Below are 20,532 nucleotides of genomic sequence, written 5' to 3'. Positions count from 1 at the left end.
CCCGGCTCATCGCGTTCATCGCATCTGATCGCGTGCCTCGGCGACGATCTCCTCCGCGCGGTTCAGTCCGAACTCGTAGGCCTCCTGCGGCGTCGCGGTGTCCGTGACGACCTGGTTCACCATCTCCGCCTGGTGGAAGAACCGGTAGTAGTAGACGCCGATGGGGCTGTTGGCGAGCACGCCCGGCATGTCGCTGTTCCCGTAGTACTCCGGCAGGATCTCGTTCGAGACCTGCTGGAGGTTCTCGAGCAGGTTCGGGTAGTCCTGGAACAGCTGGTAGCTCTCGAACGTCTCCGAGGTGATGATGTCGCCGTAGGCGGGCAGGAACCGGGTCGGCTCGGTCTCGTACATCCGGGCGCCACGCTCCTGGTCGTCGGCGTAGAGGAACTCGAGGAACCTGCGGCCGCCCTCGCGGGCGGTGGCCTCCTCGAACAGGTGGTGGCCGTCCATCGTCGGGTTCGACAGCATCGAGTCCTCCTTGGTGATGCCACCCTCCTCCCAGAGCGGCATCGGCGCGACGGCGGTGTTCTCCGCGATGGCGTCGACGCCGGCGCCGGCCGCGGCGCCCGCCGGCCAGGAGTTCAGGTGGTACTGCTGGGCGAACTGCCCGCCGATGTAGTTCCGGATGGAGCTCCCCCAGCCGATGCCGGTCGGGTCCGGGGAGTACTGCGAGAGCTCCTTCTGGAACTCCAGCAACGTGACGATCTCCTCCTCCGGGAACCAGACCTCGACCTCCGCCTCGGCGAGGTTCTCCGCGTCCGGGTTCACGAACCGGAGTTCGCTCACCCCCATGTTCGCGAGGTAGGTCTGGAACTCGTCGTGGGCCTTCCCCACCTTCGAGCCGGCCAGCCCGTACCCCCGGATGTCGAGGTCGGACTCGTCGATGATGCGGGCGTTCTCGAGGACCCCCTGGAACGAGGTGGGGACCTCTAGCCCGAGTTCGTCGTACACGTCGGTCCGGTACATGAACGTCCCGACGTACGCGCCGTGGGGGAACTCCCAGTAGTCCTCGCCCTCGTGGTACGGCCGGCCGATGAGTTCGCCGCTGGTCTCCTCGGCGGCCGCCACCACGTCGCCGACGTTCGAGAGCTGGCCCGAGGCCCACAGGTCACCGACCTGCTCGAACGTCGAGGACTGGAGTGCGGGCGGGTCACCCGACTGGACGAGGTTCGCCAGCCGGTTCTCCTGACTGCCGGAGAACCCCGAGTACTCCATCCGTACCTCGTAGTTCGACTGGTCCTCGAACGCGGGGACGAGGTTGTCCTCCCACTTCGCCTGCCACGCCTCGTTGTTGTAGTCCGTGAGGAAGAGGAACTCACCACCGGGCGCCTCCGTGTCACCGCCGTCGCCGTCACCGTCGTCACCGCCACCGCCACCGTCGTCACCGCCACCGTCACCGTCGTTATCGCCGCCGCCACCACCGTCGTCGTTGCCGCCAGTACAGCCCGCGAGCCCGGACACACCGAGTGCCGCTGCCGTAGCCAGTGCCCGCCGTCTGCTCAGCGACCACTCGTCGTCGATGTCGTCCGGCACCACGTCTTGCTGGTTGTCAACCATTGTCACCCGTACTGACTATCGGAGCGTCATAAATGTATGCCATAGTGTTTTAATAACGCGATAGTCTGCTTACCACCGTAAAGCGGTTCTGCGGCCCCGGCTACCGTTGTTTCGCCAGTGTCGTTCGACACCGTACGACCGGAAGTGTCCGTGCTCACGTCGCGTCGCGCCGGTCTCGGCCGGTCCCGCACGCGGCTCGTCCGGGCTCCCGACGAGCCGCCGGCGATGGCCGGGACAACGCTCTTTGCGCCACCGGGCGACTCCCCGCTCGATGGGAGACTCCCCCGGTCCGCTCGCACGCCTCCGTTCCCCGCTCCGGTACGCGATGGGACTCACCTACGTCGTCGCCGGCGTCCTCCACTTCGTCGTGCCGGACGCCTACGAACGCGTCGTCCCACCACAGCTCCCGGCGAAGCGCACGCTCGTCTACCTCACGGGCGTGATGGAGGCGGGCTTCGGGCTCGGTGTGCTGTTCGAGCGGACCCGTCGGGTCTCGGCGTGGGGGCTGGTGGTGACCCTGCTGGCCGTCTTCCCCGCGAACGTCTACATGGCCGTCGGCGACCCGGACCTCTCGGGGGCGCCCGAGTTCCTGCGCGAGGCCCCCGACGCGGCGCTCTGGGCGCGGCTACCGCTACAGGCCGTTCTGATCGCGTGGGCGTGGTGGTACACCGGCGAGGACGAGGACTGACCGCGCTCAGACCACGTCGGGCGCCTCTTCGTCGCTCCGACCGGGAATCTCCACCTCGATCTCCAGCTCCGGTTCGCCGACGCCCTCGTAGTCCACCTCCAGTTCCACGGGTTCGCCGAACCGGAACGGCAGTTCCCACTCGTCGGTCCGGAGGGTGAGTTCGTCGCCCGCCTGCAGCTGCTCGCCGAGTTTCACGAGGAACTCGCCGGCCTCGGCGGCGCTCACCCGGTACTCCTGTTCGAAGTCGCGACCGGAGCGGATGAGCGTCCGCTCCGGCGACTCGTCGGCTGGCTCGCTCGTCTTCGTCTCCGCGTCTTCGGGTGTGCTGTCGTCCGTCATCGCGCCGGGATAGGGCTCGCAGTCGGGAAAACTCACGGTCGACGTCCCGGAGCTGGTGGCGTCTCGTGCGCGAACGCGACACAACTATTTAGTCGGGGATAGCCGTCTGGTGTGGTATGTTCCAGCTAGTGACGAAGGGGTTGGAGATGACGCGGATGGGGACGGCCGCCACGGTGGGGCTGCTGGCTGGCCTCGAACGACACGAACGCGACGCGGTGGAGGCGTTCCTCGCGAACCCACACGGGGGGAACCTGAACGTGCTGGCGACGTTCGCCTCCGTGGAGTACGCGGGCGTCGAGGAGCTGTTCGACGCGCTCCCCGACCGGTTCGTCTGGAAGGAATCGGGCAAGTGGCGGCTGCTGGTGCCGGCCTGACTCGTCAGGCACCGCGTTCGGCCGCCCGGAGTCGGGCGGCGACCCGCTCGTCCCACGTCGGCGCGAGGACGGCGCTCGCCGTCCCGAGCGAGACGGCGTTCAGCGTCCACTTCACCGGCCGTTCGACCCGCCGCCCGAGCGAGAGCGCCACCGCCCCACGCCACGCGTGGCGCCGGCCCTGTCGCAGCGTGAACATCGAGAGCGCCTCGTCCAGCCGTCCGAGCGAGGCGTCGATGTCGGCGATACCGGGGGCGTAGCGGGCCGCGAGCAGCTCCTGCTCCTCGTCGACGAGCGACGCCAGCGTCTCGTTGATGGCCCGGTGGTCGGCCCGCTTTCGCGGCCGCTCCGGGTCGATACCGACGTCGTGCAGCGCCAGCGCGAGGTCGTAGTTGACGTGCGCGTTGACACCGAGGAGGACGTCCTGCAGGACGAGCGTGTCGGGCGAGCACGCCCGGTCGAACGCCAGTTGCCACGGGTCGGGCACCCGCCGCAGGTCACCGCGCTCGAACGCGTCGAACGCCCGCCGGTAGTGGTCGGCGAACGCGACGAGGTAGCGGGCGACCCAGTGGGGGTCGGCGAACCGACCGTCGTCGACGCCCGCCTCGACGGCACTCGTCACGCGGGCGTAGACGGTCAGGAACGCCGCCCGGCCGTCCTCGCGCTCGCGGAGCGCCCGCTCCAGCGCCAGCAGTCGCTCGCGCGTGTCGGCGACGCCGTCGAACGGCTCGGTGACGAGGTCGAGCAACGCCGGGTCGCCACCGCCGGCGTACGTCTCACCGGGGTGTGTCCGGACCCCGCGCCGGAGCGCGCGAGTCGTGAGTCGGCCCTCCCGGAACGTCTCTCGCATCGGACGGTCGGAGGACGCCGGCCGGGATAACCGTTTCTCGGGCACCCGCCGACCGCCGACCGTTCAGTCCAGCAGCGCGAGGTCCTCGTCGGTCAGTTCGAGGTCGGCGGCGGCCACGTTCTCCTCCAGGTGGGCGACGGAGGAGGTGCCCGGGATGGGGAGCGTCACGGGCGAGTGGTGGAGCAACCACGCCAGCGCCACCTGGTAGACGGTGGTGTCGTGGCGCTCGGCCACCTCGCGCACGCCGGCCACGTCGTCGAGGTTCCCCGCGCCGACGGGGAAGTACGGGACGAACCCCACGTCGTGCTCCTCGCAGGCCTCGAGGACGGCCTCGTCGGCCCGGTTGCCGACGTTGTACTGGTTCTGGACGGTGGCGACGTCGACGATCTCCCGGGCCGTCTCCAGTTGCTCGACGGTGACGTTCGAGAGCCCGACGTGCCGGACGAACCCCTCGTCCTTGAGCTCGGCGAACGTCGTCACCGCGTCCTCGAACGGGACGTCCTCGTCGGGCGCGTGGTACTGGTAGAGGTCGATGGTGTCGACGCCGAGACGGTCGCGGCTCACGAGCACCTGGTTCCGGACGTAGTCCGGGTCGCCGTGTCGGAGCCACTCGCCGCTCGCGTTCCGCAGGAGGCCGGCCTTCGTGGCCACGAACACGTCCGAGTCGTCGCCGGTGAGGTCCAGTTCCTCGCCGATGAGCCGCTCGGAGACTCCCGGTCCGTAGGAGTCCGCGGTGTCGACGAAGTCGACGCCGAGTTCAACCGCCCGGCGGAGGACGCGCCTGGCCTCGGCCTCGTCCTCGGGTGAACCGAGGATGTTCGGGCCGCAGAGCCGCATCGCGCCGAACCCCAGTCGGTTCACAGTGTCGCCGCCGATGTCGAACGTCGGGTCCATACCGACACGTCGTTCGGTGGTCACAAGAAGGCACCCCCGGCGGCGTCGCCGCTCGGGGTGGAATCGACTGCAGAATCCCACGAGGACGGCAGTTTGGGGTCGGACGGGTGACGTTTTCCCCGTCCCGCACGGCCCGGGTGCGTACTGGGACTTCCGGCCGACTTGCACGGCCCTGTTCGACGGTTCGACGCGTATACGCGTCAGCCCCGCCGATTCCAGTGGGGTTTGCACCCACATGTCCGTTCGGCTCCCTTTCGCGAACTCCCCTCACGGGTGGTCCGGTACTCGGCCTTCGTCCCCGACCGCCGCGGTGGTCGGGCGCTGGGACGGTTCGGTTCTCCTTCGAGGCCGTGACCTCGTGCCCGTGTTACCGGGTCTTCGGTTGTGACCTCTCCCTCGCGAGTGACGTGAGTCGCTCGCTCGGCGTCCGATGTCCCCCTGCGTCCTCGCAGGGCAACACGAACAGAGGACGCGGGAGTATTTGAACTTGTCGCTCAGACTAGGTGAATCTCACGACTCCCGAACTCGAGACCGTCCGTCACGGGAGCGACTCAGCCCTCGCCGCCGACGAAGACGGTCTTCAGCCGCCGGCCACACTCGGGACAGCAGAGCGTCTGCCACTTCGTCGGGTCCAGCCCACCGTACGTCTCGGTCCGACTGGCGGCCTCACGGGACACGCAGGCGCCACACTCGCAGTCGAACGGTCCGGCCCGTTCGGGTGCCCCGGGCATCGGCTCACCCGGTCGGCGGCGGCCGCTCGCCGAGCGTCATCGAGAGGTCGCGGCGCTCCCCGTCGCGGACGAGGCTGACGGAGAGGACGTCGCCCGGCGAGGTGCGCAACGCGAGGTGCGTCGAGAGGTCGCCCAGCGACCGGACCGTCCGGCCGTCCAGCCCGATTATCAGGTCACCGCCGGTCGGCACCCGGACCCCGAGCGCCTCGCCCCGACCGGTGCTCCCCCGGAGGGTGCCGTCGGAGGGCCCACCCTCCAGCACCGCGTCGACGTAGACGCCGGTCGAGCGGTCGAAGCCGTTGGCCCGCACCAGCGGCGGGGTCACCTCGGTCAGACCGATGCCCATGTAGGAGTGGTCGTACTCGCCGTCCTCGACGAGCGCCGGCACCACGCGCTGGACGAGCGCGGCACTGATGCCGAACGCGATGTTCTCGCCGCCGCCCGCCGAGATGACGCCCACCACCTCGCCGTCCGTGGTGACGAGCGGACCCCCGGAGTTGCCGGGGTTGACCGCCGCGTCCGTCTGGACCGTGTCGGCCACGGAGAACCCGGTCTGTGAGGGGAGCGGCCGGTCGACGCCCGAGACGATACCGGCGGACGCGGACTCCCCGAGTCCGAACGGAGCGCCCACCGCGAGTACCTCGGTCCCGACCGGGGGTTCGGCCTCGACGAACGGGAGCGGGCCGCCGCCGGCGTCGGGGCGGTCGGCCAGCTCGATGGCCGCGAGGTCGGAGTAGACGTCCGCCCCGAGCAGTTCGCCGTCGGTCGTCGTCCCGTCGGTGAATCCGACGACGAGTTCCTCGGTCCCGGCGACGACGTGCTGGTTCGTCACGACGACGCCGTCGAACGCGAGGAACCCCGACCCCTGTCCCACCCGACCGTTCTCGTCGTACCCGCGGACGACGACGACGCTGTCGACGATGTCGCGGTAGACGCCGGTGAAAGGCGACACTGCCGACTGCTGGACGTCGCCCGCGGGGTCGCCGGCGCCCCCGGTCTCGCCGTCCTCGGCGGGGTCGGCGGTGGTCGCACAGCCGGCGAGGGCGACGCTCGCGCCCCCGAGCGCCGCCAGCACCGCCCGGCGAGTGTGGCCAGCGTCGCCGTCGGTCCGCGTGCCGTCTCCGTTCACACCTCCCAGTTCGGGCGGCCGAGTGAAAAACCCGCCCCGTCGTCGCGCCGTACGGTCCGACTCAGCAGAACGTCTGTGTCACCCAGACCGCCCCGTCGTCGCCGAAGACGACGGCGATGCCCTGCCGGTCGAACCGCTCGCGCAACAGCGTCTCGCGGTGGCCCTCGCTGTTCAGCCACGACCGGACGACGTGGTCGGCGAGCGCGCCCGGCGACACCGCGAGCGCCCCGTTCGGCGCGTAGTAGATGTTCTCCCCACCGGGACACGAGAGGCCGGCGGCGGCGTACCGCGCCCCGAGTCCCTCGCCGTCGGGGTTCTCGTGGCCGACGAAGTCACGCTCGCGCATGTCGAGCGAGTGCGCCTCGGCCACCGTCGCGAGCGTGGCGTTCGCCTCGAGTTCCCGCAGGTCACGACTCGCCCGCGCGTCGTTCACCTCGGCGACGATGGCCTGCTCGACGGCCGTCGCGTTCGAGGCGCCCGCGCTCGCGACGATCTCCCCGCCGAGGCCGGGGACCCCGACACCCACGAGGAGGACGGCCGCCGCGACGACGAACAGCGTCCCCGCGGCGAGCCACAGCCCGCCGCGGGAGGGCCGGAGCAGGTCGCGCCACGAGTCGTCGGCCGGCGTCGACCGGTCGGGTTGGGGGCCGTCGAGGTCCACGACCCACCCGCCCGTGCGTTCGGCGTCGACGCCCGCGCAGTCGTGGGCCACGGGTGGCCGATGCTCGGCACAGACGGGCTCGGCGCAGTGGGGGCAGGCGGCCGTGACGGTGGTCTCGGCGCCGCAGACGACGCAGGACGACATCCGCGAGACAGTACGGTTCTCGGGAACAAAAGGTGACCGCCGCCGGTGTCGTCCGGTGTGGCGTCGGGACGCGGACGCGCGACTCGCCGGTTCGCTCGCTTCGAGAGACGCCTCCGTCCGCTCGACGACCCCGTCCACACCTCCGGACACGGCACCGATGTCACCGTCTAGCGCCCCGTTTTATACCGGTAGCCGAACCACTCCCTGTATGCCCATCGAGGACCGTGGTGACGCGCACGTCATCACCCACGCGCTCGCGAAACACACGCTCTCGGACCTGCGCTCGGTCGACACCGAACAGGTGGAGTTCCGCAAGGGACTGGTGAAACTGGGGCGCATCTGCGGCTACGAGATCATCGACGGTATGATGGACACGGAGTTCGTCTCCATCACGACCCCGCTCGCCGATACGACCGGCGAGCGGGTGAAGGGCATCGACCGCGTCGTCGTCGTCAACGTCCTCCGCGCGGCGACGCCGTTCGTCGAGGGACTGGTCAAGGCGTTCCCCCGCGCGAAACAGGGGGTCATCTCCGCCTCGCGCGACGAGAGCGCCGGGATGGACGAGGACGGCGAGTTCCCCATCTCCATCGACTACGTGAAACTACCGGACATCGGCCCCGAGGAGACGGTCATCGTCGCGGACCCGATGCTCGCCACCGGGTCGACGATGGTGTCGGTGCTGCAGGAGGTGCTCTCGAACGGCACGCCCGAGCGACTGCTCTGTCTCTCCGCGGTGAGCGCCCCACCGGGCCTCGTCCACGTGCACGAGGAGGTGCCCGAGGCCGACCTGTTGACCGTCGCCATCGACGAGCGACTCGACGACGACGGCTACATCGTCCCCGGGCTGGGTGACGCGGGCGACCGGGCGTTCCGGACGAAGTAGCGAGGAATCTCGCGCCACTCCGTCGACGGCTTAGTCGGTTCCTAACGCCCGCTACCGCCGGTTCTCGGTCTCTCCCCCTCTCTTCGGGTGGAGATACCGCGCACGGCGCCTGCGTGCTACCTCCACCGGAACGTCCGGGACCGAGGGACGTGCCGTTCCGGGTGCGTACGGGTCGCTACCGAGCGCTCCGGAGACGGCACGACCGGGAACGGGGCGTCGGCGGTCCCACACGCCACCTACTTGCCCGGGCGCAACCGACGGGTGCTGTGCGCGTCCTCGCCACCACCACGCCCGGGCTCGAACCCGTCGCCGCCGACGAGGTGGCCGCCCTCGTCGGGAGCGACGGCGAGCGGTCCGCCCGGGGTCGTCTCCGCTTCGAGACGGACCCGGCGGGACTGGCCCGCCTGAACCTGTACGCGCGGACGCTCAACCGGACGAACGTGGTGCTCCACGACGGGACGGTGGACACGCTCGCCGACGTCGAGCGGGCGGCCACGGGCGTCGAGTGGACCCGGTACCTCCGGGACGGACAGGCGTTCGCCGTCCGGTCGAGTCGGCACGGCGAGCACCCGTTCGGCAGTCCGGACGTGGCGAGCGCCGTCGGGCAGGCCGTCGTCGACGGCTACCGCGACGCGACGGGCCACCGGCTCCCGGTGGACCTCGACGACCCGGACGTGACCCTGCGGGCGTGGGTCCGCGAGGACCGCTTCACGCTCGCCGTCGACGCCACGGGGCCGAGCCTCCACGACCGGCCGTGGCGGACCGCCGACCACGGAGCGACCGTCAGGCCGACGACGGCCGCCGCGCTGGTCCGGTTCGCCGGCCACCGCCCGCACGAGACGCTCTGCGACCCGATGGCTGGCTCCGGTACGATCCCGGTCGAGGCGGCGCTCGCCGCTCGCGGCCGACCGGTCGACCCGACCCGTGCGTACGCGCTCGCCGACCTCACGTTCCTCCCCGACGGTCTCCTCGACCGCGTCCGGGCCGACCACCGCGAGCGCGCCATCGTGGGGCGGACGTGCGCCCTCGACACCGACCCCGAGTGCGCGGCGGCGACCCGGACGAACGCACGGGCCGCCGGCCTCGGCGTGGACGCCCGCGTGGCCGACGCCACCGAGACCCCCGTCGACGCCGACCGCGTCGTGTTCGACCCGCCGTACGGCCACCGGATGGACGGGGGTGGCCTCCGACGGCTCTACGAGGGCACCTTCCGCTCGCTCGACCGTGGCTCGTGGCGGTCGGTCGTCGTGCTCACGACGCGCGAGGACCTCGTCCCGTGGACGCCGGACGAGCGCCTACCGGTGCGACTCGGGCGGCTGGAGGCCGCGGCGCTGAAGTTCGAGCGCTGAGCGTGGCTCAGTCGAAGTACGACCGCACCAGCGCCGACTCCGCGCGGTGGAGCGTCTCGCTGACCGTCGATTTCGCCCGCTCGACCTCCCCGGCCACCTCCGTCAGCGTCGTGCTCCGTGGCGTGTCGTAGTAGCCGGCCGCCAGCGCCGTCGCGAGGAGGTCGCGCTGGCCGTCGGTCAGCGGGTCCGTCCGGTGCAGGTCGCCGTCCAGCGACTCCAGCTGGTACGCGAGGCCGAAGGCGTCGAGTCGCTCGCCCAGCGCCGCCAGCCGGTCGTGAGCCGCCGTCACGGTCAGTTCGGCGGCCCCGTCGACGATGCAGACCGGGAGGTCGACGGGGGCGCCGGCGGCCTGCACGGCCTGCAACAGCTGCGGCTGGGTGGTACCGAACTGGACGAGCGCCCGGCCGGCCTCGGCGTGGAGCAGGGTCACCTCCGTCACGTCGGCCTGCTCCTCGATGGCCTCGACGACGACCCGCGGGTCGGCCTCGTCCCCCTCGACCTCGAGGACGCCGACGCCGCCCTCGCCGGTGGTGAACGCCGAGAGCACGCGGAACGTCGTCTCGGGGTAGGCCCGCGAGAGGCGGCCGACCCAGACGACGTCCGGCAGCGTGACGGTGAGACGGGCGCGTGGCACGAGGTGACGTGAGACGCCGAGGCACGTAACTCCGGCGCCGACCACCCGAACACGTTCGGGGGTAGGCCCAACCGTCCGGCCGCCCTCGGTCCACGCATGAGCACGCAGGCGACGGACCCCGAGACGCGGACGAACACGACGGTGGACGTGAAGGCGACGGGCCACGTCCGCCGGGCACTGGAGGGCGAGCACCGCTTCGAGTTCACCTTCGAGGGGACGACGCTCCGCGAGTTCCTCGAGGCGTTCTTCGAGGAACATCCCGGCCTCGCCGAGATGCTCGTCGCCGAGACGGAGGCCGATGCCACCCCCCGCGGGTGGGTGCGACGCCCCGAGAGCCTCCCCGGCACGTGGCGGAAGAACCCCGAGGGCGAGCAGACGCGCCCCTACGCGCGGGTGCTGGTCAATGGGAAGTTCAACGAGCACCTCGGTGGCTTCGACACGGAACTGTCCGAGGGCGACCGGGTGGCGCTGGTCTACCCGTTCATGTACTGCTGTTAGGAGCGTATCACTTTTTGCCGTCCGGGCCCAAGTCCAGGCGCGATGTCCACCGACAGCGAGCGACGGCTCTCGGACCTGTTCGTCGAGGTGACCGGCGAGGAGTCGGTGACCGAGGAGCAGGCAGAGTCGCCGTCACACGACGTGGTGGAGGAACCGGCACTCGACGAGGTCGCCGTCGCGGACGGTCTGGACGGGGCCGTCGACGAGGCGTTCAGCGAGACGGACGTGAACGGCTGAGCCGCACCCTGCCGTCAGCGCTTCTCCGCGACGAAGAACAGCGCGCTACTGCCGAGTGGGTCGTCGACGGAGCGCGCTTCGACCACGTCGAACCCCGCCTCCTCGAGCTGTGCGGCGGTCCGGTCCCGGCCGGGCGTCGAGAAGAACATCGACTCACCCGAGCGGAGCCAGTCCTTCCGGGTGCTCTGGTAGGCACCCTGTCCGACCGTCGTGAGCACCCGCCCGCCCGGCTTCAGGACGCGGGCGAACTCCCGGTAGACGGCGGGGTGCGTGGCGCGCTCGACGTGGAAGACGGCGTGGTAGGCCGTGATGCCGTCGAACGAGTCGTCCGCGAACGGCAACTGCACCATGTCGCCCTGCACGAGCGGGTTGGGGACGTTCCCGCTCGCGAGTTCCAGCCCGCGACGCGAGAGGTCGAGGCCGACGGCGTCGGGCGGGAGGTTCGCCAGCGTCCGCATCCCGTCGCCACAGCCCACGTCGAGGACGCGGGCGTCGGCAGGCAGGTCAGCCAGCAGTTCGTCGATCAGGGCCGCGTCGTTCCCGTCGGGGTTCCGGTTGGCCGCGTACGTCTCGCTCACCCGGTCCCAGGCCGCCCGCACCGCGTTCCGGTCCATGCCCCCGGTAGGCGTGCGACGGGGATGGGCGTTCGGGTGGCGGTGACGGGGGTCAGACCCGCCCGAGGTGGGTGTCGCCGAAGCCGGTCGGGTACTTCAGGCCGTAACCGACCGCCCGGTCGACACCGACGTGGGCGGCCCAGACGAGGGCGGCGAGGACGAGGAGGTCGGTCCCCACCCAGAGCGCGAGTGCGCCGAGCGCCAGCGGCGCGACGTAGGTGTGTGCGGCGTTGTACGCCGCGCTCCCGACCCGCGGGCCGGCGACGTAGCCGAGCATCGAGAGGTCGGGCGCGAGCGCGAGCAGGAGGTAGAGCCAGAGTGGCCCGCCGAGCAGGTAGTAGGCGGCCGTCGCGGCCGCGAACGCGGCGACCCCCTCCAGTCGCAGGAGGGTGGCCGGGCCGGTCGGCGTGCGTGGCTCGGCGCCCGTGTCTCCCTCGAACGCCGCGGCGTCGGTGGTCCCGTGTGTCGCGTCCATGGGGGCTGGTGGCCGCTAGCCGGGATAACTGCTCGCAGAACCCGCCTTCAGTCCGAGGTAGCACGCGCCACGCCGGGTCGGGGACGCGCCGGAACAGACACCCACTTGTCGGACGGGCGCCAAACACGGCCAGATGGCCGACCCGACGCTCGCGGGCGTGTTCGACCTCCTCGTCGGGACCGTCCTCCCACGGGTGGCGCGCATCACGGTCCTCATCGCCGTCGGGGTGTCCCTCGCGGACCTGCTGGTCCAGTTCGGTCTCGTGCGCTACGTCGCCGGCCTCTCGAAGTACCTGACCCGGCCCGCCAATCTGCCGGACGAGGTGGGGACCGCCATCCTCACCACCACCGCGTCCACCACGGCCGGCTACGGGATGCTCGCGGAGTTCCGCGAGTCCGGCGCGCTCTCGGACCGAGCCACGCTCGTCGCCGTGACGGTGAACACGTTCTTCGGCTTCGTCCAGCACATCTTCACCTTCTACGCGCCGGTGCTGATCCCGATCCTCGGCCTGCAGGTCGGCCTGCTCTACGTCGGGTCACGCGCGTTCGTGGCCCTCGCCATCACGCTGACCGGTATCGCGGCGGGGGCACTCCTGCTCTCGCGCGCGGACCGTGAGAGTGTCTCCGGCGAGGCCGTGACGGACGGCTCGGGAGCGGGCGACCACCCCGTCCCCGGCGCGGACACGCCGCCCACCACGCGCGGGAAACTCGAGGCCGCGGCGCGCACGGGGTTCTCGAAGACCCGCGACATCGTCCCGCGCCTGCTCGTGGTCTACGCCCTCGTCTCCGTGCTGACGACCTACTACGACCTGACGGCAATCACCGCGGCCGGCGACCCGCTGGCCGACCTGACGGGCCTGCCGTCGGCGGCCGTGCCGGTCATCGCCGTCTTCGCGCTCGACACGACGAACGGGGCGCTGGTCATCGCACCGCTGGTGGAGGACGGGGTGTTCACCGCCCGGACCGCGGTGGCGACGATGCTCCTCGGCGGCATCGTCTCGTTCGCCGTCTCGACGTTCAAGCGCTCCATCCCGTTCCAGTACGGCATCTGGGGCGCGGAGTTCGGCAGCAAGGTCATCCTCGTGAACACGGCGGCGAAGGTGCTCTGGATCGCGCTCGCGGTCGCCATCGTGCTGCACGCGCCGCTGCCGGTCTGAGACGGCCGCCCACGCTCCCGGCGGCAACAGTGGTGTGGAACATGAACGTTTATGATAGATGGGTCTGTAGTGAGAGGTACATGCCCGTCGCTGTACGCGTACACTGACCCCTCTTCTCGACCCACCAGCGACGACTCGCGCGACGACCGCCCCCCAACACGAACCCAATGAGCACCAATCCGCAACCCCAGACCGACCGTACACCGACCACCACAGACATCACCGCCCGCGGCGGTGAGGACCGCTGGGCCGCGACCCCGGCCGACACGGCGGAACAGCGCATCGCCCCGATGGCGGCGCCCTACACGTTCGACCCGACCTCGCTGGCGCGCCTGCGCAACTGTACCGACGCGGAGAACGCCGCGATGCCGTCGCCCGAGACGGACACCGAGTGACGACTCAGTTCTCGTCCTCGCGCTCGTCGGCCGCCTCCACCTCCACCTCCACGTCCGCCTCCGCATCCACGTCCGCTGGCAGTTCGTCCACCAGCACCACCGCCTCCCCGTCGATGACCGCGTCCCCGTCCTCGTCGTAGACGGTCGTCGAGAGGCGGAACTTCCCGCCGCCGAGGTCCTCGAGCACCTGGCAGACAGCGGTGACCGTCTCGCCGATGCGGACCGGCCCGAGGAAGGAGAGTTCCTGCGAGAGGTAGATGGTCAGGCCGGGCAGTCGCGCGAGCGCCGCCGAGACGAGCCCCGCGGTGAGGATGCCGTGGGCGATGCGGCCGGCGAAGCGAGTCTGCTCGGCGAACGCCTCGTCCAGGTGGACGCGGTTGGTGTCGCCGGTTGCGTCGGCGAACGCCGCGACGTCCCCCTCGGAGAGCCGTTTCCTGAAGTGGATGCGGTCGTCGACGGTGAGTCCGTCCTCCACTCCCTCGTGTTCGAAGTGCCAGTCCCGGTCGCCGTAGGCGGTATCCGGGCCGCCGGGGGTCCGTCGGAGCCGCTCCAGCGCGTGCCGGGTGCGACCGAGGTACGGGAGGTAGTGCGAGAGGTCCGTCGTCGAGACGACGCCGACGATGTGGCCGTTCCCCTCGTCGTCTTCGTCGTCCGTCTCGACGACCGGGAGGTGGCCGATACCGTGTTCGTCGAGCAGCTCGGCCGCGTTCTCGATGGGTTCGTCCGGGCCGACCGTGACGAGGTCGACGCTCATCACGTCGACGACGAGGGTGCGGCCGGGGTCCTCGCGGGCCGCGAGCACCTCGACGAGGTCGGACCGGGTGACGATGCCGATGGGTTCGGACTCGGCACAGACCACGAGCGACCCGGCGTCGGTGGCGGCGAGTCGCTCGGCCACGTTCACAACGGCCGTGTCTGGCGTGACCGTCAGCACGTCGCGGGTCATCACGTCCCGGACGGAGAGGGAGACGAGCATCGTCGGAGGGCACGACGCGCAGCGCCGTAACTCCACCCCACTCGCCCGCGCCCCGGGACACCCTCGACCCGGAGAGATATGCCGCCCGCGCCCGTAGTTCGACCGTGACCGACGGTTCCGGGGCGTCGCTCGGGCGACGGGTCGCGGCGCTGGTTCGCCGATTGGAGCCACGGCCGCGACTCGTCGACTGGTCGCTGTTCGCGCTCGTCGTCCTCGTGCTGGTGACGGGCCTCGTGAGCCTCGTCTCCGGGTCGGCCGACCGCGGCTGGCTGTTCGTCGTCCACGGCCTCGCCGGCCTCGCCATCACGGCGTTCCTGTTCTACAAGCTCCGGCGGGTCCGCTACCGCGTCACCGGCCGGGCGTGGACCGCCACCACCGCGCTCTCGGTCCTCCTCGCCACGGCCACGCTCGGCGCGCTCGGCACCGGCGTCTGGTGGGTGTTCGGTGGGTCGCTGGACCTCGGGCCGTGGGGCCTCCTCAACCTCCACATCGGCCTCGGCCTCGTGGTCGTCCCCCTGCTGCTGTACCACCTCTCGCGGCGCTACCGCCCACCCGCCCGTTCGGACCTCGAGGGCCGGCGGACGGCGCTCCAGTACGGCACCGTCCTCGTCGGCGCGGCGGCCGCGTGGCGCCTCCAGCAGTCCGCCAACCGCGTCCTCGACACCGCGGGCGCCGAGCGGCGCTTCACCGGGTCGCGCGAGGACGGGTCGGACGCGGGCAACGCCTTCCCCATCACGTCGTGGGTGGCCGACGACCCCGACCCGGTCGACGCGGACGAGTGGACGCTCGACGTTGGCGGGGCCGTCGAGACGCCGCGCTCGCTCTCCTACGCCGACGTGGACCCGGCCCACGAGGACCGCGTCCTGCTCGACTGCACCTCCGGGTGGTTCTCCGAGCACGACTGGCAGGGCCTCTCGGTGGGCGACCTGCTGGACGAGGCGGGTGCGAGTGACGACGCGGCGTGGGTCCAGTTCCGCTCGGTGACGGGCTACCGCTGGTCGCTCCCCATCGAGGAAGCGCGGGACGCGACGCTCGCGACGCACGTCGACGACGAGCGACTCAGCCACGGCCACGGCTTCCCGCTCCGGCTGGTCGCGCCGGAGCGCCGGGGGTTCCAGTGGGTGAAGTGGGTGGAGGGGATGCGGGTGACGCGGCGGCGTGACCGCTCGGAGTGGGTGGCCGTGTTCGTCAGCGGACTGGACGAGTGAGGTGGTCGGGGAGTGCGTGTTTCCGGTTCTGTGGCGACCAGCGTGAGTGCGAATCGCGGTTCAACTGGAACGCACAGCCGAGCGGCCGGCCGACCCGTTCGGGTCGGCACGACAGCCCTGCCCTTCCCCGTGTTCAGACCCGCTCGCTCTGCTCGCAGTCCTCACCGGCCGTGTCTCTCGCTCGACCGAGTGAACCACGTGGCCTGCGGCGCGTTTCATCGCGCCGCAACGGGGGAGGGCCGGGCTGCCGTGTCGCGCGACAGCGCGACCGGCGCTACTGCTGGGCTGTGCGGTCCAATTGTACCGCGCTGGCCCCCCGCTCGAGTGACCGAACACTCCCGCCCCCGGCGCCCTCCACAGAACACGGTCCCTCCACTACTCCGTGACCGGCCTGCCATCCTCCGTGGGCGGAGCCACGTGGTCGACGTACGCCTCCACGCTCGGGTCGCGCACCTTCACGCGCACGTGTATCTCGCCGAGTTCGCCCGGACTCCCGACGGCGAAGTTCACCACGCCGCGGAACGCGGCCTGCTTCTTCAGGTCGAACGAGAAGGTATCGCCGGACTGGTCGGCGAAGAACTGCCCCCGCGCCGTGTCGAGGATCTGCTGGTCGTGGAGCAACTCGGAGAAGTGTTCGAGCGAGTGGGCCTCGCCCCGCAACTCGCCGTGGCCCTCCTCGAACTCGGCCTCGGGGAAGAGGGCCTCGACGGCGTCGCGGACGCGGGCCTTCACCTCGGTGTCCTTGATGGGGACGACGATCTCGACGTCGACGCTGTAGAGGATGCTCCCCCCGTCCGTCTGCACCTCGTTCCGCACGATCTCCTCGATGCGGTCGGCCGCCTCGACGCCGTCGGCGATGACCGCCCGCGCTCGTGCCTGGAACGCCGCCAGCGAGTCGCCGTTCGGGATGGAGAGCGCGGCCCGGTCGATGGCCTCGCCCATGCCGAAGCCGAGTTCGCGCTCGTCGCGGTCGGCGATGCTCTCGGCCTCGGTGTTGTCCCGCGCCCGGAGGTCCAGTCGCTCGGCGCGCACCTCGTCGGGCGCGGTGATGGCCACGAGGAGGAAGTCGTCGCCGAACGCCTCCTCGAAGCGGCGGGCCTCGTCGCCCGAGCGGAGGCCGTCGACGACGACGGTGTCGTGGTCCTCGAGTCGCTCGCGTATCATCGGGAGCGAGCGCTCGGCGATGGCGAGCGGCCCGTCCTCCTCGCGCATCGCCTGTGCCACCTCGCCGTGGTGGTCGGCGGGGTCCAGCCCACGGGCACGGGTCTCCGCCCGGACCACGTCGCCCATCGTGACGACCGGGAGCCCCATCTCGCGGGCGACGTTGGCGAACTCACCCTTCCCGCTGCCGGGCAGGCCGACGGTGCCGATGACGCGCATTCGGTCCCCGGTTCCCCCGTCGCGCGCTTGAGGGTTTCGTCTGGCCCCTCGCGGCGTCGTTCACGGCGTCGGGTGTGTCTCGTTCGCCGACCACTCGCCACACGATATCGAGCGTACGGTTTCTAAGTCGTCGGGGGTAGGAGGCACATGAACTGGCCGGCGGTGCTGGCTGTCGTTCTCGTCCTCGTCAGTGGTGTGAGTGCCGGTGCGGTCGGTGCAGGTGGCGGGCTCGCCGCCCCCTCACCGCTCGAACTCGACCCGCTCGGGCAGGACTCGGACGGCGACGGTCTCCTCGACCGACACGAGCGGACCTTCGACACCGACCCGACACGGGCAGACACGGACGGCGACGGTCTCGCCGACCCGGTCGAACTCGACGGGCCGACGGACCCGACGCTCGTCGACACCGACGACGACGGGCTCGACGACCCGGCCGAACTGGACGCCGGCACCGACCCGACCGTGGCGGACACGGACGGCGACGGCCTCACCGACGGGCAGGAGGCCACCGACGGCACGGACCCCCTCGCCGACGACACCGACGGTGATACCCTCCTCGACTCGCGGGAGGCCGCCTTCGGGACGGACCCGCTCGCGGTCGACTCGGACGGCGACTCGCTCGACGACGACACGGAACTCGCGGTCGGGATGGCCCCCCTGCTGGCCGACACCGACGACGACGGCCTCTCGGACCCGGACGAGAGTGACGGGGGGACGGACCCGCTGCTGGCCGACACCGACGACGACGGGCTGGCCGACGGCGAGGAGGTGGCGCTCGGCACCGACCCGACCGACCCGGACACGGACGGCGACCGACTGCTCGACGGGTGGGAGGTGGCCGGCGAGTCGGCCGACGGTGCGCCGCTACCGGACGCCGACCCGCTCCGGATGGACCTCTACGTCGAACTCCTGCGGCCGGTGGAGGGTGACCGGCTCACCGAGCGCGAGGAGGAGACGCTCGTCCGCTACTGGGCGGAGATGCCGGTCCAGAACCCCGACGGGTCCACGGGGATCGACATCCACGTCAGTCGACAGACCGTCGACGGCGAGGTGGTCCACGTCGACGGCGACGCCGACCGGGACGCACGAGACTACTACGACGAGCGGTACCTCGGCAACCGGACGGGCGAGTACCACCTCGCCGTGGCCACGACGGAGTACGAGTTCGGCAGCTCGGCGGCCTTCGGCCAGGCGCCCGGCCGGGTGACCGTCTACGCGCCGTGGCCCGGGCTCCGCCCGGACGTCCTCACCCACGAACTCCTCCACAACGTGCTGGGCCGACTGGACTCCCCGCTGGCACTCGAGGACGACCCGTACCACGCCAGCGAGGGGTTCCTCACGCCGACCGGCGCCGACCCCCACCTGCCCGACTCGATCGCCGAGCAACTCGAGGAGGACGGCTTCGCGGGCTGAGGCACTCCTGTCTCCCCCCGCGCCCGCCTCCAGTCCGCCTCGACACGGACGTTTCCCCGACCGAAACTGTTAGCCTCGCGTGACCGTTCGTGACGGCTATGCGACTGGTGGTCGGGGTGGTTGCACTCCTCCTCACGAGCGGTGTCGGGGTCGGCGCGGTGGCGACGACGGACGTCTACTCCGTCGACGGCGACTCGGTCACCGCGGCCGACGAGCTGCGACTCGGGACGGACCCGCTCTCGCCCGACAGCGACGGGGACGGTCTGACCGACGGGACGGAACTCGCAGGGGCGAGCTCGCCGCTCGTGGCCGACACGGACGGCGACGGCCTCCGTGACGGTGCGGAACTCGACGCGGGGGCCGACCCGGCCGCGGAGAACTCGGACGGTGACGGACTCTCTGACGGCCGGGAGGCCGAGCTCGGCACCGACCCGACCGACCCGGACACGGACGGTGACGGACTGTCGGACGGCGCGGAGGCCGAGGGTTCGTCCGACCCGACAGTGGCCGACACGGACGGTGACGGACTGTCGGACAGCCGAGAGGTCGACCTCGGTACCGACCCGACCGACTCGGACACAGACGGTGACGGGCTCGACGACGCCGAGGAGGCCGATGGGCCGACGGATTCGACGGTGGCCGACACGGACGACGACGGGCTGTCGGACGGCGAGGAGGCCGAACGCGGCACCGACCCGCTCGTGGTCGACACGGACGACGACGGGCTGTCGGACGGCGAGGAGGCCGAACGCGGCACCGACCCGCTCGTGGTCGACACGGACGACGACGGGCTGGCAGACGGCCGGGAGGTCGACCTCGGCTCGGACCCACTCGCGGTCGACACGGACGACGATGGCTTCGAGGACGGAACGGAGGTCCAGGTGTACGGGACCGACCCGGCCGAGGCGGACTCGGACGGTGACGGGCTGGACGACCGGGCAGAGGTGCTCGACCTGCCGACGGACCCGACCGAGGCCGACACGGACGGCGACGGGCTGGACGACCGCGACGAGGTGGGGGGGCCGACGGACCCGACCGAGGCCGACACGGACGGCGACGGGCTCCCCGACGGCCAGGAGGCCGACGGACCGAGCGACCCGACGCAGGCGGACACGGACGGCGACGGGCTGGACGACGCCCGGGAGGCGGACCTCGGGAGTAACCCGGCCGAGTCCGACACGGACGGCGACGGGCTTTCCGACGGGCAGGAGGCCGACGGGCCGAGCGACCCGACGCTGGCGGACACGGACGACGACGGGCTGGACGACGCCCGGGAGGCCGAACTCGGCACCGACCCGGCCGACCCGGACACGGACGGCGACCGACTGCTCGACGGGTGGGAGGTGGCCGGCGAGTCGGCCGACGGTGCGCCGCTGCCGGGCGCCGACCCGCTCCGGATGGACCTCTACGTCGAGGTGATACGGGCCGCGGGCGGGGCGCGTCTCGACGACGCGAAGGCCGACACCGTCCGGGAGCAGTGGGCCGGGATGCCCGTCGAGAACCCGGACGGCTCGACGGGTATCGACATCCACCTCCGGCGCCAGTCGGTCGACAAGCGGGTCGTCTGGGACTACGACCGCGACGAGTACCTCTCGAACGCCGTCGGCCAGTTCTACACCGAGGCGTACATGGGGAGTCGGCCGGGTGAGTACCACCTCGTCGTACTCACCTCGGAGTTCCGGGACGGCGAGTACGAAGCGCGCGCCGAGGCGCCCGGCGAACTCGTGGTGTACGAACCGGGCTCGGTCGACACCGTCCTGTTCACCCACGAACTGTTGCACAACGTGCTGGGTCGGCTCCCCGAGGAGAGCCGACTGGCAGACGACCCCCTCCACACGGACCGTGGCTTCCTCGAACCCACCGTCGGGCCCGACGACGACTTCCTGCCCGACGCGCTGGCCGAGGCGATAGAAGCGGACGGCTTCGTCGGCTGAACGGGGCGCGACGCGA

The 20,532-nt window shown here is 71.3% G+C and carries 23 protein-coding genes and 1 pseudogene; 11 read left to right on the top strand and 13 right to left on the bottom strand.

Going from position 1 to position 20,532, the window contains the following annotated elements:
- Positions 1-15 precede the first annotated feature (15 nt).
- Positions 16-1,557, bottom strand: a complete 1,542-nt coding sequence (locus N0B31_RS13565) for an ABC transporter substrate-binding protein (RefSeq protein ID WP_260592162.1) — start codon at positions 1,555-1,557, stop codon at positions 16-18.
- A 271-nt stretch (positions 1,558-1,828) separates the two neighbouring features.
- On the opposite strand from N0B31_RS13565, the gene N0B31_RS13560 reads away from it, so the two are divergent.
- Positions 1,829-2,245 carry a DoxX family protein gene (locus N0B31_RS13560; protein WP_260592161.1) on the top strand — a complete coding sequence of 139 codons (417 nt, stop codon included), beginning with the start codon at positions 1,829-1,831 and terminating at the stop codon, positions 2,243-2,245.
- Positions 2,246-2,251: 6 nt separating this feature from the next.
- Here the strand turns inward: N0B31_RS13560 and N0B31_RS13555 are convergent, their stop codons facing one another.
- A complete protein-coding gene (locus tag N0B31_RS13555) occupies positions 2,252-2,584 on the bottom strand; it encodes an amphi-Trp domain-containing protein (RefSeq protein ID WP_260592160.1) in 333 nt (110 codons plus the stop codon).
- A 116-nt stretch (positions 2,585-2,700) separates the two neighbouring features.
- Here N0B31_RS13555 and N0B31_RS13550 point away from each other — a divergent pair, with 116 nt between their 5' ends.
- Complete coding sequence (locus tag N0B31_RS13550) at positions 2,701-2,958, top strand: hypothetical protein (protein WP_260592159.1); 258 nt, start codon at positions 2,701-2,703, stop codon at positions 2,956-2,958.
- 4 nt (positions 2,959-2,962) lie between these two features.
- Here the strand turns inward: N0B31_RS13550 and N0B31_RS13545 are convergent, their stop codons facing one another.
- From N0B31_RS13545 to N0B31_RS13525, 5 genes are all read right to left on the bottom strand, one after another.
- Positions 2,963-3,805: a DUF5995 family protein gene (locus N0B31_RS13545; RefSeq protein WP_260592158.1), complete on the bottom strand. Its 843-nt coding sequence runs from the start codon at positions 3,803-3,805 to the stop codon at positions 2,963-2,965.
- Between the two features lie 63 nt (positions 3,806-3,868).
- Entirely contained in the window at positions 3,869-4,699 is an 831-nt protein-coding gene (locus N0B31_RS13540) for an aldo/keto reductase (RefSeq protein WP_260592157.1), read from the bottom strand.
- Between the two features lie 551 nt (positions 4,700-5,250).
- On the bottom strand, positions 5,251-5,430 hold the full coding sequence (locus N0B31_RS13535) for a hypothetical protein (protein ID WP_260592156.1): 180 nt from the start codon (positions 5,428-5,430) through the stop codon (positions 5,251-5,253).
- 4 nt (positions 5,431-5,434) lie between these two features.
- Positions 5,435-6,559: a S1C family serine protease gene (locus tag N0B31_RS13530; RefSeq protein WP_260592155.1), complete on the bottom strand. Its 1,125-nt coding sequence runs from the start codon at positions 6,557-6,559 to the stop codon at positions 5,435-5,437.
- Positions 6,560-6,620: 61 nt separating this feature from the next.
- The gene (locus N0B31_RS13525) at positions 6,621-7,364 is read right to left on the bottom strand and encodes a CAP domain-containing protein (protein ID WP_260592154.1); all 744 of its coding nucleotides are present in this window, start codon (positions 7,362-7,364) and stop codon (positions 6,621-6,623) included.
- A 208-nt stretch (positions 7,365-7,572) separates the two neighbouring features.
- Here N0B31_RS13525 and upp point away from each other — a divergent pair, with 208 nt between their 5' ends.
- Together upp and N0B31_RS13515 are read left to right on the top strand one after the other, a co-directional pair.
- Positions 7,573-8,247 carry a uracil phosphoribosyltransferase gene (gene upp / locus N0B31_RS13520; RefSeq protein WP_260592153.1) on the top strand — a complete coding sequence of 225 codons (675 nt, stop codon included), beginning with the start codon at positions 7,573-7,575 and terminating at the stop codon, positions 8,245-8,247.
- Between the two features lie 266 nt (positions 8,248-8,513).
- Positions 8,514-9,596: a THUMP domain-containing class I SAM-dependent RNA methyltransferase gene (locus N0B31_RS13515; RefSeq protein ID WP_260592152.1), complete on the top strand. Its 1,083-nt coding sequence runs from the start codon at positions 8,514-8,516 to the stop codon at positions 9,594-9,596.
- A gap of 7 nt (positions 9,597-9,603) precedes the next feature.
- Here the strand turns inward: N0B31_RS13515 and N0B31_RS13510 are convergent, their stop codons facing one another.
- On the bottom strand, positions 9,604-10,230 hold the full coding sequence (locus tag N0B31_RS13510) for a helix-turn-helix domain-containing protein (RefSeq protein WP_260592151.1): 627 nt from the start codon (positions 10,228-10,230) through the stop codon (positions 9,604-9,606).
- A gap of 96 nt (positions 10,231-10,326) precedes the next feature.
- On the opposite strand from N0B31_RS13510, the gene N0B31_RS13505 reads away from it, so the two are divergent.
- Positions 10,327-10,728, top strand: coding sequence for a MoaD/ThiS family protein (locus N0B31_RS13505; RefSeq protein WP_260592150.1), 402 nt, complete (start codon positions 10,327-10,329; stop codon positions 10,726-10,728).
- Positions 10,729-10,770: 42 nt separating this feature from the next.
- Positions 10,771-10,965, top strand: a complete 195-nt coding sequence (locus N0B31_RS13500) for a hypothetical protein (RefSeq protein WP_260592149.1) — start codon at positions 10,771-10,773, stop codon at positions 10,963-10,965.
- 14 nt (positions 10,966-10,979) lie between these two features.
- On the opposite strand, the gene N0B31_RS13495 is transcribed toward N0B31_RS13500, so the two are convergent.
- Positions 10,980-11,579, bottom strand: coding sequence for a class I SAM-dependent methyltransferase (locus N0B31_RS13495; RefSeq protein WP_260592148.1), 600 nt, complete (start codon positions 11,577-11,579; stop codon positions 10,980-10,982).
- A 52-nt stretch (positions 11,580-11,631) separates the two neighbouring features.
- Positions 11,632-12,054, bottom strand: a complete 423-nt coding sequence (locus N0B31_RS13490; protein ID WP_260592147.1) for a DUF4260 family protein — start codon at positions 12,052-12,054, stop codon at positions 11,632-11,634.
- Between the two features lie 133 nt (positions 12,055-12,187).
- On the opposite strand from N0B31_RS13490, the gene N0B31_RS13485 reads away from it, so the two are divergent.
- The gene (locus N0B31_RS13485) at positions 12,188-13,210 is read left to right on the top strand and encodes a nucleoside recognition protein (protein WP_260592146.1); all 1,023 of its coding nucleotides are present in this window, start codon (positions 12,188-12,190) and stop codon (positions 13,208-13,210) included.
- A 167-nt stretch (positions 13,211-13,377) separates the two neighbouring features.
- Positions 13,378-13,605, top strand: a complete 228-nt coding sequence (locus N0B31_RS13480; protein ID WP_260592145.1) for a hypothetical protein — start codon at positions 13,378-13,380, stop codon at positions 13,603-13,605.
- Between the two features lie 4 nt (positions 13,606-13,609).
- Here the strand turns inward: N0B31_RS13480 and N0B31_RS13475 are convergent, their stop codons facing one another.
- Complete coding sequence (locus N0B31_RS13475; RefSeq protein WP_260592144.1) at positions 13,610-14,581, bottom strand: CBS domain-containing protein; 972 nt, start codon at positions 14,579-14,581, stop codon at positions 13,610-13,612.
- A 104-nt stretch (positions 14,582-14,685) separates the two neighbouring features.
- Between N0B31_RS13475 and N0B31_RS13470 the strand changes: the two genes are divergently transcribed.
- Positions 14,686-15,789 carry a molybdopterin-dependent oxidoreductase gene (locus N0B31_RS13470; protein ID WP_380627810.1) on the top strand — a complete coding sequence of 368 codons (1,104 nt, stop codon included), beginning with the start codon at positions 14,686-14,688 and terminating at the stop codon, positions 15,787-15,789.
- A 375-nt stretch (positions 15,790-16,164) separates the two neighbouring features.
- Here N0B31_RS13470 and N0B31_RS13465 read toward each other — a convergent pair whose 3' ends face one another.
- Together N0B31_RS13465 and N0B31_RS13460 are read right to left on the bottom strand one after the other, a co-directional pair.
- Entirely contained in the window at positions 16,165-16,593 is a 429-nt protein-coding gene (locus tag N0B31_RS13465) for an RNA-binding domain-containing protein (RefSeq protein WP_380628469.1), read from the bottom strand.
- A 24-nt stretch (positions 16,594-16,617) separates the two neighbouring features.
- Positions 16,618-17,169: pseudogene (locus N0B31_RS13460) on the bottom strand (AAA family ATPase); the annotation flags it as partial.
- Positions 17,170-17,316: 147 nt separating this feature from the next.
- On the opposite strand from N0B31_RS13460, the gene N0B31_RS13455 reads away from it, so the two are divergent.
- Positions 17,317-18,582, top strand: a complete 1,266-nt coding sequence (locus N0B31_RS13455; protein WP_260592143.1) for a thrombospondin type 3 repeat-containing protein — start codon at positions 17,317-17,319, stop codon at positions 18,580-18,582.
- Positions 18,583-18,680: 98 nt separating this feature from the next.
- Entirely contained in the window at positions 18,681-20,516 is a 1,836-nt protein-coding gene (locus N0B31_RS13450) for a hypothetical protein (protein WP_260592142.1), read from the top strand.
- Positions 20,517-20,532 lie beyond the last annotated feature (16 nt).

Origin of the sequence: Salinirubellus salinus (assembly GCF_025231485.1) — an archaeon.
Lineage (GTDB): Archaea > Halobacteriota > Halobacteria > Halobacteriales > Haloarculaceae > Salinirubellus > Salinirubellus salinus.
The sequence above is the reverse complement of the archived record's forward strand: the minus strand, read 5'-3'. Positions and strand labels throughout refer to the sequence as shown.